This is a genomic window from Pseudomonas sp. GW821-FHT07E12 (assembly GCF_058986605.1).
This window is the reverse complement of the sequence record NZ_JBYSVX010000004.1, coordinates 190,777-204,083: the sequence shown is the minus strand read 5'-3', so window position 1 is coordinate 204,083 and position 13,307 is coordinate 190,777. Positions and strand designations below refer to the sequence as shown.

The window sequence follows — 13,307 nt, the reverse complement described above, 5'->3', positions numbered from 1 at the left end:
CGGCCATCGGGCATAGCCCGATGGCGCTCAGCACCACGCGAGCCAGTGGCTCGCAAGCCGTGGCGCTTCGCCCCCGCTTTCGCGGGGATGACGGTAGATAGATGGCGACGTTGGTGAGATGGCGAGGAAGTCGCTGGGTCCCCGCCTACGCGGGGACGACGATGGAAAGATGGCATAGAAAGCACTGAGTCCATCACACCCACAAAGGGCACGAACCGCACAGCACACAAACCGCCAATTCGCCCTAACCGCCCTCGCGCCCCCCAGCCCGCCCACGCAGCAAACTCACCGCAAAACCCCCAATCACCAACGCCCCCACCACCAACAACCCCCACAACAACCAGGTCTTCCAGTCACGCACAGGCTGCAGCGCCGCAGCCCCCGCCAACTCACGCGCAGGCTCCACCAACGTCGCATCCGCCGGCTGCCATTGCGGCCCACGTTCACGCTGCAAGGCATCGAGCATCGGCCGCAACGGCGCGTCGGTGCGCAACGCCCGCACACCACCGGCCGCCAACGCATAAGGCGCCTGGCCACGGGTCAGGAACACCAGCGTCTCCGGCTGCCATCCCAGCCGTAGCTGCGGCGCTACCGGAACGCTCACGCCCGCAGCGGGTATCAACCGCCAATAGCGATCGCGACTCTTTCCCAGCACCTGCGGCGGCGAACGTCCACCGGCGCTGGTGCCGACCCGGAACGCCAGCCACGGGCCGGCGCGGGTGGTCCACTGCGCTTCGCTCGTATCGCGACTCTGCAGGCGCCACTCGACCGCGTCATTGCCGTCACTGGCGACATCGACCTGGGTCACCGGAAAACGTCCATCCATCTCGAATTCGAAACCGCCGTCGCGCGCCTGTCCGTTCAAGGCCAGCCATTGCAGCGGCACGTCCGGACGCGTCGGCGCCAGTTCGGCCTGGACCGCGCTCAATGCCGGCACCTGCGGCGACAGCGCGGTGATGCGCAGATAGCGGGCACGTGAATCGAGCGGGATGCGTCGCTGTTGCAGGCGTTCGCTGCCGTTGTCCAGTTCCACCAGCGTGGCGCGCGGATCCAGCACGAACCAAGTGTTCAGGTCGTCGCTGCCCTCGATGCGCAACTCGGCCTGCAAGCGCTGCTGCGCGGGCCAGTCGAGCCGGATCGCCTGCAACGGCTCGCGCAATGCGCTGGCATCGAGCAGCCAGGCCGGCAACCCATCGCGCGGCGCCGGCCCGGTACGGGTCTCGATACGGCGCACCGCGCCACTGGCATCGCGCTCGGCGATCACCTGAAGCTCGCCACCTTCGGCCGGCACCGGTGGCAGCGCGAACAGCGGCAACGGCCGCAGACGTGGTGCGTCCAGCGGCACATCGGCGGTCAACAACGCCGATGGCAGCGGATCGCCCGCCGCATCCAGCGGTTGCAGATCGCCCAGCGACGCCTGCGTGACCGTGCGGTAGACCGGCGCGCTCAGGCTCACCCGATAGGCACCGGCATCGGCCTCGCTGAGCTGCAACGGCCATTCCCGCGTGTAATCGCCACGCACGTCCGCCCACGCCACCAGCGGCACCAGCAACAACCAGCCCAGACGCTTCATGCCACTTCCTCCTTGTCCACCTGTCGCGGCGGCGCGGGTGCCAGATACCCCACCGCCGTGCACAGCAGGCCGTAGGCGATGAACGAACCGATCCCGAGCAGGTTGCCCAGATGCTGGCGATCCACCAGCACCAGCTTGGCCAGCACCAACGCCATCAGCAGCGCACCGGCCAGCCACAGGCCACGCTGGCCGCGTCGCGAGCCGATGACCCAACCGATCACACCGAGAATGCTCCAGGCCACGGTCAGGCTGGTCTGGGCCAGGCTGGATGACAACAGCGTCTCATCCCAGTAGATCCCGCCCCAATGGTGAACGCTGTGCAGCACCGTGCCGGTCACCAGCAACAGGCCCGCGCCGGCCAATACGAAGGCACGTCGCCGCTGCAGCAGTGCCGGTGCCTGCGGCGAGCGCAGCCAGTACGCCACCAGCGCCAGCACGGCCAACTGACACAGCTCGGCCGGGTTGAGCAGCGGCAGCCACGGCAACGGCGCTGGCGACACCGCAGCGAACAACACCCCCAACCAGCCCAGCGCAAGCACGCCGAACACACTGTAAGCGACTACTGGCCTCAGGCCGTCAAGCGTCTCGCCCTGCGGCCAGGTCAGCCATCGCCAGCGCAGCAGCACCAACGTCGCCAGCACCAGCCATGGCCAAATGAGCAACGCGCCCTGCCAGCCTCCGGCGAGATCGTATCGATCCGCCAGCCAGGCACCGGCCAACGACAACACCGCGGGCCACAGCATCAACCACGCGAACTGCGCCGCACCGCGTGCCCAACCGGACGTCCCGCGCAATCCACCCAGCGTACGCATGCCCAGCAGCGCAAACGCAAGCCACGCCCAGCCGCCATATCCGCCGAACGGCTGCACGTGCTCCAGTACCTGCCAGAACGCCACCGGCAGGGCCAACGCCAATCCCGCCATCGAGGTCCAGGCCAGCGCCGCGGCCGGTCGCCGGCGATGCACTTCCGACGCCAGCCATGCGGTCGCAGCCAGCCAGACCAGCACCAGATCCGGCTCGGAGTGGCCGGGCGCGAAGCGATCGATATCAATCAACCACGCCCCGGCCCACCAGCTCAGCCCCCACAGATAGGCCATCAACGCCAGTACGCGGCGGCCGTGGTCGCGCAGGCACCAGGCGCTTGCCAGACCGCCCACCGCGATCAGCAGCGCACTCATGAAGGTCGGATTGGCGATCGCGTACCTGTCGAGATCCGCCCCTCCACCGCCCAGCCCCGCCACGCCGAGCATGAACCCGCACACCGCCGCCAACTGCAGCAGCGGACCGGCGATCTGCGGCAACCAGCGCCGCTGGCGCAGCCCCAGCCACAGCAACCCCGCGCCTTCCAGCGCGAACACGCTGGCGGTAGCCCGCGCCGACAACGCCAGCGGTACCGCCAGCGTGGCGAACGTGACCGCCAACACCGCATGGCCCTGCCCGAGCAGCCGGGTGCGTTCGCCACGCAGCAACCACGCCGCCAGCGCGACGTGGATCGTCGCCAACCCGAGCGCGCACAACGCCAGCGCAAGGCGATCGCCGTGCAGCAGCGCGGCCTGCAGCGAGAACGCCACCAGCGGCGTGCCGAACAACAGACTGCCGTCGATCACCCGCTCACGCCCATCGCCGCGCCGCGCATGCAGCACCGGGATCAGCAGATAGAACGCGAAGAACAACAGCAGGAACGGCTCGGTGGTGGCGAAATACTCCGGCCGATACGACAGCACGCCCCACAGCGTGCCGATGCCGAAAGTGAAGGCAAAGCCGATCAGGTTCAGCACCCGCCAGGACCGGAACCAGGCGATCGCGAATACTCCGGCGTTGAGCACGGCGTAGTACGAGAACAACGCGATGTAGTTGCCGCTGCCGGTGGACAGCCAGATCGGCGCCAGGAAGCCGGCCAGGATGCCCAGCACCGCCAACGTGCGCGACTCCTGCAGCACCGCCAGCACGCACAGCCCGGCCACCAGCACCACGCTCAGCGCGAACGCGGCCGGCACGGGCAACAGGTGGTTCAGCTTGCAGGCCGCGAACACCACCAGCAACAACACGCCGATCGCCCCGCCCTGCAAGGCCAGCGCAAAACCGGGCCGGTGCTCGCGCTGACGCCAGCCGAACACCAACCCGCCCAGCGCCACCGCCGAGATGCCGGCGTAGCGCAGTTCCACCGGCAAGGTCAGCCAGCCCTGGTCGCCGGCGTACTTGAGCAGCGCCGCCACACCCGCCAACAGCACCAACATGCCGACCTTGACCGGCACATTGCCCTCGGTGAACCAGCGCTTGAGCGCGCCCAGTGCCTTCTCCAACACGCTGGGACCAGCCGGCGGCAAGGGAACGGCCGGCGCAGCGGACGCCCCGGGCTCGACCGGGGGAGGGGGCGGCAGCGATGGCGGCGTGGACGGTGGCTCCACAACCGGCGATGCCGCCTGCTCGGTCCACGCGGGCGGCACCGGAGGACGCGATGCCGGCGTCGCGGCGGGAACCGGCTGCGGCTGCAGTGGCACCGGCCCACGCTGGACGTCGGCCAGGCGCCGCTCAAGTTCGGATACGCGACGCTTCAACCCCGAAAGCGAGACCAGCGCCACCAACAGCAGCACCGGTACGGCCAGCAGAGCCAGCACCACCAAAACAATGATCGCTTCCAAACGAGTTCCCCCACCCGGCGCCGGCGGGCGCCTTCCCTTGTGTCCCGCCCATGCTACCGGAGGCCGACCCGATCGACGCCATCGCGCATTGACTGTGCCGTTTGGGCGCGCCTAAGCTGCCGGCGCCACGAGGGGATGTGACTCATGCGGCCCGTCAGGCGCTGCAGCGACATGGAGTGGCAGGAAGCAAGCAGTCGACGCGCAATCACAAGGAATCTGGAAATGAGCAAGAAATCTCTCCGCACCCTATGCATCGCAGCAATGCTGGCCGCCTCGGCCATGGCCGTCACCCCCGCCTTCGCCGCGAAAGTGGACGATCCGAGCCTCTACACGACCGAGGCGTTGCAGAAGAACCTGATTCTGGGCAAGACCACCAAGGAAGAAGTTCGCGCTATCTATGGCGATCCGACCTATACCAACAATGCCAGCGCGAAGGACGGCGGTTATGAGAGAGCATGGAACTACTACCCCAGCGAATCGCACGGCGAAAAGGCCCGCAAGCGCGTGACCGGATTCCTGAAAGGCATGCTCCCCGGAAATGCCGGCGCCGCTACCGCTGTCGCGCAGGAACATGGCGTAGCTGCACGCAACGTCAAGGGCTTTAGTCTGTCCGTCGAGTTCGACAAAAACGGCATCGTCCAGGACTATCGTCAGAACGAAAGCAACAGCTCCAAGGATGCGCTGTAGCCCGGTCGTAGTCCCAAAAGAAAGCGGCCTGGTGAGATCCGGTGCCTCGCCCCGAAACGCCAAGAAACTCGTAAAACAAAGACCCCGGCCAAGGCCGGGGTCTTTGCGTATCAGAACAGCGGCGGTGCTTACTTCGCCGAGATGACCTTGGCCAGCTCCAGGCACTTGTTCGAGTAGCCCCACTCGTTGTCGTACCAGGACACCAGCTTGACGAAGGTGCTGTCCAGCGCGATGCCGGCGTCGGCGTCGAAGATCGAGGTGCGGGTGTCGCCGCGGAAGTCGGTGGCCACCACCTTGTCCTCGGTGTAGCCGAGGATGCCCTTCAACGCGCCTTCGCTCTGGGCCTTCATTTCGGCGCAGATTTCCTCGTAGGTGGCCGGCTTTTCCAGCTCGACGGTCAGGTCGACCACCGACACGTCCGAGGTCGGCACGCGGAAGCTGGCGCCGGTAAGCTTCTTGTTGAGCTCCGGGATCACCTTGCCGACGGCCTTGGCGGCGCCGGTCGAGGACGGAATGATGTTCTCCAGGATGCCGCGACCACCACGCCAGTCCTTGTTGGACGGGCTGTCGACGGTCTTCTGGGTCGCGGTGGCCGCGTGCACGGTGGTCATCAGGCCACGCTTGATGCCCCACTTGTCGTGGACGACCTTGGCCAGCGGGGCCAGGCAGTTGGTGGTGCACGAAGCGTTGGAGACGATCGCCTCGCCGGCATATTTCTGGTGGTTCACGCCGTACACGAACATCGGCGTGTCGTCCTTGGACGGGGCCGACATGATGACCTTCTTGGCGCCAGCCGCGATGTGCTTTTCGGCGGTTTCCTTGGTCAGGAACAGGCCGGTGGACTCGATCACCACCTCGGCGCCGACTTCGTCCCACTTCAGGTTGGCCGGATCGCGTTCCTGGGTCAGGCGGATCTTCTTGCCATTGACGCTCAGCGTGTTGCCGTCGACCGACACCTCGCCCTTGAAGCGGCCGTGCACGGAGTCGTACTGAAGCATGTAGGCCAGGTAGTCCGGCTCCAGCAGGTCGTTGATGGCCACGATTTCGATGTCGTTGCCGAAGTTCTGCACCGCCGAACGCAGCACGTTGCGACCGATGCGACCGAAACCATTGATGCCGACCTTGATTGCCATGTTCACAAGCTCCTGCGGCCGCGCCAGACGCGGCGGGGTGGAAAGGGACGCATATTCTAGCAGGCCACCCCGGCACGGGCCGGCCCTCCCCATGCCGGCTGGGCAGCGGGTTTCGGAAGGGTTGAGGATGGAGCAGAACCCGTAGGAGCGGCTTCAGCCACGATCGGGCATTGCCGGTAACGCCCCATCGCGGCTGAAGCCGCTCCTGCAAGGGCACACAGGTGCGGCGCGCGCCACGTCCGGCAATTTCCGGTTTGCCGATACCGCCTAGAATCGGGCGGATGAACAAGATCTTCGCAACCGCTTCGCTCTGCGCCCTGGCGCTTTTCCTTCACTCCCCCGATGCCGCCGCCTGGGGCGGACAGGGCCACCGCCTGGTCGCGCGCATCGCCGACAGCGAGCTGACCCCGCAGGCCCACGCCGAGGTCGCCCGCTTGCTGGCCGGCGAGCCCGACCCGACCCTGGCCGGTGTCGCCACATGGGCCGACGATCTGCGCAAGTCCGATCCGGTCCTCGGCAAGCGCAGCGCGCCCTGGCACTACGTCAATCTCGCCGAAAACGACTGCGGCTACGTACCGCCGCGCGACTGCCCGAACGGCGAATGCGTGGTGGAGGCGCTGAAGGCGCAGACCGCGATCCTGGCCGATCCCAACCATTCGTTGCCGATGCGCCGGCAGGCGCTGAAGTTCGTCGTCCACTTTGTCGGTGACATCCACCAACCGATGCATGCCGGCTACGCGCACGACAAGGGCGGCAATGATTTCCAGCTGCAGTTCAACGGCAAGGGCACCAACCTGCACGCGCTGTGGGACAGCGGCATGCTCACCGACCGGCATCTGGATGACGATGCCTACCTCAAGCAATTGCTCGCCCTGCCCCGCCCCGCCGCCGACAGCGGTCCGGCGTTGCCACCGCCGTCCACCGCCTGGGCGCAGGCCTCGTGTCGCATCGCGATCACGCCGGGTGTGTACCCTGCCAGCCACGTGCTGCCCGACGACTACGTCGCCACCTGGCGCCCGGTTGCCGAAGCACAGCTGCGCCTGGCCGGCGACCGTCTGGCCGAGATCCTCAACGCCACACTCGGTACGCCCTGACGGAGCCCGCCATGACGCCCGAAGTCCTGCCGTTCTTCCACGCCGAGAGCAATACCTTCAGTTATCTGGTGGCCGATCCGGCCACTGGCGAGGCAGCGATCATCGATCCGGCGCTGGACTACGACGTCGACCAGGACCGCGTCGCCACCACCTCCGCGCAAGCGCTGCTGGATGCGCTTGATGCGCGTGGCTGGCAACTGCGCTGGCTGCTGGAAACGCATGCGCATGCCGACCATCTTTCGGCCGGACACTGGCTGCGACGCCAGCGCCCGGATGCACGTCAGGCAACCGGCGAAGGCATCCGCCACGTGCAGCACACCTTCGCGCCGCGCTATCGGCTTCCCGACGATTTCCGTGCAGACGGCTCGCAGTTCGACCACCTGTTCGGCGACGGCGAGGCCTTCCGGCTCGGCACCCTGGAGGCGCGCGTGATCGCAGTGCCCGGACATACACCCGATGGCGTCGCCTATCTGATCGGCGATGCGCTGTTCCCCGGCGATTCGATCTTCATGCCGGATGGCGGCACCGCCCGCTGCGATTTCCCCGATGGCGATGCCGCCCAGCTGTATCGCTCGATCCAGCGCCTGTTCGCACTGCCGGATGCCACCCGCGTGTTCGTCTGCCACGACTACGGCCCCGGCGGACGCACGGTGTCACATGTCACCAGCATCGGTGAGCAGCGTCGCGCCAACGTGCATGTGCGCGAGGGTATCGACGAAGCCGACTTCGTCGCGCAGCGCCAGGCGCGCGATGCCACGCTCCCCGAACCACGCCTGATGCATCCTGCGGTGCAAGCCAATATCCAGGGCGGATGGCATCCGTCGCTGGATGATTGAACGCACACGCACCGAACCAAACGCTGCCGTTCTCAACCCGCAACCCCGATGGAGTCACTGCCATGTCCTGGATGAAACGCCTGCTGTGCACTCTGGTGATCGCACTGCCCGTGTTGGCGCACGCACAGTCCCCGCTGACGGTATTCGCCGCCGCCAGCCTGAAGGAGTCGATGGATGAGGCCGCCACCGCCTACCAGAAAGCGACCGGCACGCCGGTCCGCGTCTCGTATGCGGCCAGCTCCGCGCTCGCTCGCCAGATCGAGCAGGGCGCGCCGGCCGACGTGTTCTTTTCGGCCGATCTGGAGTGGATGGACTACCTGCAGCAGCGCAATCAGGTCGATGCGGCACAACGCCGCAACCTGCTCGGCAACACGCTGGTGCTGGTCGCGCCGGTGACGAGCGATATCAAAGTCGATCTCGGCAAGGCCGGATCGCTGACCACTGCACTCAGCGCCTCCGGTCGACTCGCCGTCGGCCAAACCGCCAGCGTGCCGGCCGGCAAGTACGCCAAGGAAGCACTGCAGAAACTGGGCCAGTGGGACGGCGTCAGCACGCGCCTGGCCGAGAGCGAGAGCGTGCGCGCCGCGCTGATGCTGGTCGCGCGCGGCGAGGCACCGCTCGGCATCGTCTACGGTTCCGACGCGAAGGCCGAGCCGAAGGTGCGCGTGGTCGCGACCTTCCCCGCCGACTCGCACGCGCCGATCGTCTATCCAGTCGCGCCGCTCAAGAACAGCACCAACCCGGCCGCCCAGGCCTTCGTGCAATGGCTGGGCACACCGGCCGCGAAGCCGATCTTCGTGCAACGCGGTTTCTCGCTGCAGGATTGAGGCACACCGATTGGCCCTGTTCACGCCAGAAGAAACCACCGCCATCGCGCTGAGCCTGAAGGTGGCGACGGTGGCCGCGCTGGCCAGCCTGCCGGCCGGCGTCGCCTGCGGCTGGTTGCTGGCGCGCAAGCGGTTTCCCGGCAAGGCGTTGTTCGATGCACTGCTGCACCTGCCCCTGGTGATGCCGCCGGTGGTGACCGGCTATGCACTGCTGGTGATGCTGGGTACGCAAGGGGTAGTCGGACATTGGCTGTTGGAACACCTGGGCATCCAGTTCGCATTCCGTTGGACCGGTGCAGCGCTGGCCTGCGCGGTGATGGGCTTTCCACTGATGGTGCGCGCGATCCGGCTGTCGATCGAAGCCACCGACCGCCGCCTGGAACAGGCCGCCGCCACACTGGGCGCCGCGCCATGGAGAGTGTTTTTCACCATCACCCTGCCACTGGCATGGCCCGGCCTGGTCGCCGGCATGGTGCTGGCCTTCGCCAAGGCACTTGGCGAATTCGGCGCGACCATCACCTTCGTCTCCAACATCCCCGGCGAGACCCAGACCCTGTCGTCGGCGATCTACGGATTGCTGCAGGTACCGGGCATGGAGTCCAGCGTATGGCGACTGGCCGGTGTGGCGCTGGCGATCTCGCTGGCCGCGTTGCTGCTGTCGGAATGGCTGGTGCGGCGACATCCGACCAGGCGGGAGGAGTAGGCAGGAACGAAATGGGTTGTTGTTATTGATCTTGCTGTTGCTGATCTAGCCGTTGCCGTTGCTCGTGATTTTGACTTTGCTGTCGGCTTTTCCGGGGGCCCCATCCGCAGCGACGGAGCCAGCGGGAAAAACCCGAAGGGCGACGTGCATGGATGCACGTCGTTTTCTGCCGCGGCATGGATGCCGCGTCAGAAAATCCCGCTGGCGCAGTGAACCCGCAGCGCAGCGGAGGGCGCGAGGACTGGGGTGTGTTTCTTTGGGTTACGTTTCTTTGCACGAGCAAAGAAAGGTGACTCGCTCCGAAGGAGCGAAAGCCTTTGCTTTTGCCATTGTCTTTGCTCGCACTGCAACGCCAAACCCAACAAGCAACGCCCATGGATGATCAGCCTTCAGCTGCTGAAAAGCACTTCCCGCGTTCGCGGGGATGACGGTAGAGAGATGGCGCGAAAGTCGCTGGATCCCCCTCCCGCTTTCGCGGGGCAGGCTCCACGCGAGGACAACGGTAGATGGAGAACATGCAATCTACTGCCCTCGCCTGATCAACCATCAGGCTGCTAAAAAGCACCTCACAAGAATCACGCCCCGAAAGCCCTCCGGGCACGACACTGAAGATCCGCTGTATCGAAGTATCCGCCGTATCGAACGCGCCGCATCCAAGGAACACCCATGCTGGACATCGACATCGAACTGCAACGCGGCGAATTTCGACGCCACGTCACCATCCACGACGACGCCCGCGTACTGGCGCTGGTCGGCGCCTCCGGCGCCGGCAAGACCAGCGTGCTCAACGCGATCGCAGGATTGGTGCGGCCGCAACGCGGCCGGATCGCAGTAAGCGGACGGGTACTGTATGACAGCGCAGCGCGCATCGACGTGCCGGCTCACCGCCGCCGGATCGGCTACGTGTTCCAGGAAGCACGGCTGTTCCCGCATCTGGATGTGCGCGACAACCTCAGCTACGGCCGCCATGGCAATCGCGACGCCGGCTTCCGCTTCGACGATGTGGTCGCACTGCTCGGCATCGAGGCATTACTGGAACGGCAGCCACGCAACCTCTCCGGCGGCGAGGCACAACGCGTGGCGATCGGCCGCGCGCTGCTGGCGCAACCGTCGCTGCTGCTGTTCGACGAACCCTTGTCCGCACTGGACCACGCGCGCCGCGAGGAGCTGATCCCCTATCTGCAACGCGTGCGCGACGAGGTGCGTCTGCCGATGCTGTACGTCAGCCATCATGCCGAGGAAGTGCGGCGCATCGCCGAAGCGGTGCATCTGCTGGATTAGACGGATACCGAGTGGCGCTGATGAAACGCCCTCGCAAATACGACTTTCCGGCCGATCAAGACATGCCTCGATCAACAGGCATTGCCAAAAACATCGCCGACCCGGGCCGGAGGTCAGCGCCCGACCGAGCCCGTGCGCACCTGGGCGCGTCCCTCGCGCACCTCGAAGGTGAACGCGAACTGCAAGGTCACCGGTACCGGTTCGATCTGCTGCGCACCGTCGCAACTGTCGTCGGCAGGTCTCTGTGCGCCTGCGTCATAGCGGCACATTGCGGCCGGTTGGAAACGCCAGCCGCGCACCGCCGTCAACATTGCCTCGACCAGCGCGGCATTGTCGGGATCATTGCCGGCCACGCACTCCACGCGTGCGGTGAGGTTGTCGGCGAACATCACCGAACCATCGGCGGCAATCGCCACCCGCGCGCAGATCCGGGTCGGTGCCAGCTCGTGGATCAAGGCAGAGTCCGGCAGCACGGGGACCGGGTCGAGCAGCGCTTCCGGCATGCGGAAGCGCTCCAGCGGCTGCGGCGAGTAGCGTTGTATCGCCGAGGAACCAGCGGTGGCAGGTTGCGGCGACAGCATCTGATGGCCCACGTCCTGCGTATAGACGCTGCGTGTGTCATCGCGCACCGGCCGGCCTGCGCACGCGGTCAGCACCAAGACCGCAAGCACCAGCAATGCCGGACGCAAGCTCATCGTGCGGCCACCTTGCGGATACCGCACAGCGACGACGCATCGGCAGTGGCGCCAGGCTCCGCCAGCACCACATCGCACACGCGCTTATCCGACGGAAGCCAATCGATGCGATACCACGCGTAGTCGCCGGCCGGAGCCCTGGCCGGCGGCGGCACCGGTTCCATCCTGGTCTCGAACGTCACCGGCACGCGCATGCGACTGGCCACCGCCTTGCCGTGCTCGATCTTGGGCTTGAAGCGCCATGTCCGTACCGCTTGCAGCACCGACGCGTCGAACAGGCCTCGGGGCTCGCTGCTTTCCACCTGCATGTTCGTGATCTTGCCCTGCGTATCGACATCGACCAGTACCACCACCTTGCCGCTCAATCCCTGTCGCAATGCCTCGGCCGGATAGCGTGGCGGCGCATGCTCGCGTGCATCCACATCATCAGGCGACTGGGCTTGAGGGAATGTCTTTCGAATCACCGTAGCCGGCTGCTGCGCCCACGCGGCGTAACCGACCACGGCGATCAACCCAGCCGCCACCACACGAGCGACGCACAGCCAACGACGCGGAAGGGATTTCCGTTTCAGCATGGTGATACGTTCCTTCAGCGGGTGTTGTGCGGTCCATTGGCATCCCATCGGCGCACATGCTGCGAGCGATGGGGACTTGAGCATCGCGGTGCCATAGGCCATGCGTGCCTGCGGCATCCGTGCGATCACCACCGCGTCGCAGGCCAGTTCCTGGTCGTGGCGGAAGCGCTGCAGCGCGTAATGCGCCAGCGGGTTGAACCAGTGCAGGCACAGCGTCAGCGCAGCCACTGCGTTGGCCCACAGGTCGCCGCGGCGCAGGTGCACCTGCTCGTGGGCGAGCACCAGCCGCTGCTCTTCCGGCGTATAGCGTTCGGCGAAATCACGCGGCAACACGATGCGTGGCTTCAGCAGACCGATCACCGCCGGCAGGCCGACCACGGCCTCGGCGCGAAGCGACCGGTCATCGAACCGATCCAGCGGGCCCAGCGCTTGCAGAAAGCGCCGCTGCCGTCCCACCAGCATCACTGCCCACAGCAGGGTGCCCAGCAGCCATAACAACGCCAAGCAGATGCCGGCGGCCGGGGCAGCCCCCGCAACCGCTACCGGCAGCACATCGCCCAGGCGCAGCGTCGCGGTCGGCACTGCCTGCACGACCACCTGCCGCGCCGGCAGCAGCATCGCCAGCATCGATGCCGGAACGCAGCCCCACAGCAGATAGGCCACGCGTGGCCCGAGCCAGGCGCGCAACGGCAGGCGCAGTGCCACCACCACCAGCATGGCGACGCCACTGGCCAGCAGCATCCGCGCCAGCTCCGACAGCAGGTCGTCAGTGCTCATCGTCCAGCTCCGAGATCAGGCGCTTGAGTTCGGCGATGTCGGTGCGGGAGAGCTTGCCCTGCTCGCTGAAGTGCGCGACCAGCGGCGCGATGCGGCCGCCGAACAGGCGATCGAGCAGGCCTTCGCTCTGCTGCGCCACCCACTGCGCCTGTTGCAGCACCGGTGAGTACAGGTAGCGCCGGCCCTGCTTGGTCGCCCGGATCGCCCCCTTGTTGAGCAGGCGGTTGAGCAACGTCTTGACGGTGGGCTCGGCCCAGTCGCTGTGCGCGGCCAGCGCCGCCATCACCTCGTCGGCACCCAGCGGATGGCGCTCCCACAGCACCTGCATCACTACGGCTTCGGCTTCGCTGATCGGCATGCGTTTACGCCCGTAATCTTTAAACGATTACGCACGTAAACTTTAAACCTGTCAACTATCCCTGCACCGGACGCCCACTCGACATCCATTAATGTGATGTCCCGCAGCCTTTGGGCTCCTCGTTCC

The 13,307-nt window shown here is 66.5% G+C and carries 12 protein-coding genes; 6 read left to right on the top strand and 6 right to left on the bottom strand.

All coding sequences use genetic code 11. The features are described 5' to 3' along the window. Nucleotides 1-244: 244 nt before the first annotated feature. Complete coding sequence (locus AC3WJE_RS04725) at nt 245-1,573, bottom strand: DUF3999 domain-containing protein (RefSeq protein ID WP_493729623.1); 1,329 nt, start codon at nt 1,571-1,573, stop codon at nt 245-247. After that, nucleotides 1,570-4,215: a DUF2339 domain-containing protein gene (locus tag AC3WJE_RS04720; RefSeq protein ID WP_493729622.1), complete on the bottom strand. Its 2,646-nt coding sequence runs from the start codon at nt 4,213-4,215 to the stop codon at nt 1,570-1,572. Before AC3WJE_RS04720 ends, AC3WJE_RS04725 begins: the two co-directional genes overlap by 4 nt. 222 nt (nt 4,216-4,437) lie before the next feature. On the opposite strand from AC3WJE_RS04720, the gene AC3WJE_RS04715 reads away from it, so the two are divergent. Then, nucleotides 4,438-4,902 carry a hypothetical protein gene (locus tag AC3WJE_RS04715; protein WP_493729621.1) on the top strand — a complete coding sequence of 155 codons (465 nt, stop codon included), beginning with the start codon at nt 4,438-4,440 and terminating at the stop codon, nt 4,900-4,902. Between the two features lie 128 nt (nt 4,903-5,030). Here AC3WJE_RS04715 and gap read toward each other — a convergent pair whose 3' ends face one another. Beyond that, entirely contained in the window at nt 5,031-6,035 is a 1,005-nt protein-coding gene (gene gap / locus AC3WJE_RS04710; protein ID WP_493729620.1) for a type I glyceraldehyde-3-phosphate dehydrogenase, read from the bottom strand. Between the two features lie 281 nt (nt 6,036-6,316). Here gap and AC3WJE_RS04705 point away from each other — a divergent pair, with 281 nt between their 5' ends. The 5 genes from AC3WJE_RS04705 to AC3WJE_RS04685 all read left to right on the top strand — a co-directional run bounded on the left by AC3WJE_RS04705 (nt 6,317) and on the right by AC3WJE_RS04685 (nt 10,776). Continuing rightward, nucleotides 6,317-7,129 (top strand): S1/P1 nuclease, encoded by an 813-nt coding sequence (locus AC3WJE_RS04705; RefSeq protein WP_493729619.1) that lies wholly within the window; start codon nt 6,317-6,319, stop codon nt 7,127-7,129. A gap of 11 nt (nt 7,130-7,140) precedes the next feature. Then, on the top strand, nt 7,141-7,965 hold the full coding sequence (locus tag AC3WJE_RS04700; protein ID WP_493729618.1) for an MBL fold metallo-hydrolase: 825 nt from the start codon (nt 7,141-7,143) through the stop codon (nt 7,963-7,965). A gap of 62 nt (nt 7,966-8,027) precedes the next feature. After that, nucleotides 8,028-8,792, top strand: a complete 765-nt coding sequence (gene modA, locus AC3WJE_RS04695; protein ID WP_493729617.1) for a molybdate ABC transporter substrate-binding protein — start codon at nt 8,028-8,030, stop codon at nt 8,790-8,792. A gap of 10 nt (nt 8,793-8,802) precedes the next feature. Then, a complete protein-coding gene (modB, locus tag AC3WJE_RS04690; protein ID WP_493729616.1) occupies nt 8,803-9,495 on the top strand; it encodes a molybdate ABC transporter permease subunit in 693 nt (230 codons plus the stop codon). A gap of 666 nt (nt 9,496-10,161) precedes the next feature. Beyond that, nucleotides 10,162-10,776 (top strand): molybdenum ABC transporter ATP-binding protein, encoded by a 615-nt coding sequence (locus tag AC3WJE_RS04685; RefSeq protein WP_493729615.1) that lies wholly within the window; start codon nt 10,162-10,164, stop codon nt 10,774-10,776. Between the two features lie 113 nt (nt 10,777-10,889). On the opposite strand, the gene AC3WJE_RS04680 is transcribed toward AC3WJE_RS04685, so the two are convergent. The 3 genes from AC3WJE_RS04680 to AC3WJE_RS04670 are packed head-to-tail and all read right to left on the bottom strand — an operon-like array spanning nt 10,890 to nt 13,181. Beyond that, nucleotides 10,890-11,471 (bottom strand): hypothetical protein, encoded by a 582-nt coding sequence (locus tag AC3WJE_RS04680; protein ID WP_493729614.1) that lies wholly within the window; start codon nt 11,469-11,471, stop codon nt 10,890-10,892. Then, nucleotides 11,468-12,823: a TonB family protein gene (locus tag AC3WJE_RS04675; protein ID WP_493729613.1), complete on the bottom strand. Its 1,356-nt coding sequence runs from the start codon at nt 12,821-12,823 to the stop codon at nt 11,468-11,470. Before AC3WJE_RS04675 ends, AC3WJE_RS04680 begins: the two co-directional genes overlap by 4 nt. Further along, nucleotides 12,813-13,181 (bottom strand): BlaI/MecI/CopY family transcriptional regulator, encoded by a 369-nt coding sequence (locus tag AC3WJE_RS04670; RefSeq protein WP_493729612.1) that lies wholly within the window; start codon nt 13,179-13,181, stop codon nt 12,813-12,815. The genes AC3WJE_RS04675 and AC3WJE_RS04670 overlap by 11 nt, the downstream gene beginning before the upstream one ends. Nucleotides 13,182-13,307 lie beyond the last annotated feature (126 nt).

Coding starts and splice junctions, on each gene's coding strand:
- AC3WJE_RS04675 (WP_493729613.1), bottom strand. CDS start 12,823: ATGAGCACTGACGACCTGCTGTCGGAGCTGGCGCGGATGCTGCTGGCC.
- modA (WP_493729617.1), top strand. CDS start 8,028: ATGTCCTGGATGAAACGCCTGCTGTGCACTCTGGTGATCGCACTGCCC.
- gap (WP_493729620.1), bottom strand. CDS start 6,035: ATGGCAATCAAGGTCGGCATCAATGGTTTCGGTCGCATCGGTCGCAAC.
- AC3WJE_RS04670 (WP_493729612.1), bottom strand. CDS start 13,181: ATGCCGATCAGCGAAGCCGAAGCCGTAGTGATGCAGGTGCTGTGGGAG.
- AC3WJE_RS04700 (WP_493729618.1), top strand. CDS start 7,141: ATGACGCCCGAAGTCCTGCCGTTCTTCCACGCCGAGAGCAATACCTTC.
- AC3WJE_RS04685 (WP_493729615.1), top strand. CDS start 10,162: ATGCTGGACATCGACATCGAACTGCAACGCGGCGAATTTCGACGCCAC.
- AC3WJE_RS04715 (WP_493729621.1), top strand. CDS start 4,438: ATGAGCAAGAAATCTCTCCGCACCCTATGCATCGCAGCAATGCTGGCC.
- AC3WJE_RS04680 (WP_493729614.1), bottom strand. CDS start 11,471: ATGAGCTTGCGTCCGGCATTGCTGGTGCTTGCGGTCTTGGTGCTGACC.
- AC3WJE_RS04705 (WP_493729619.1), top strand. CDS start 6,317: ATGAACAAGATCTTCGCAACCGCTTCGCTCTGCGCCCTGGCGCTTTTC.
- AC3WJE_RS04725 (WP_493729623.1), bottom strand. CDS start 1,573: ATGAAGCGTCTGGGCTGGTTGTTGCTGGTGCCGCTGGTGGCGTGGGCG.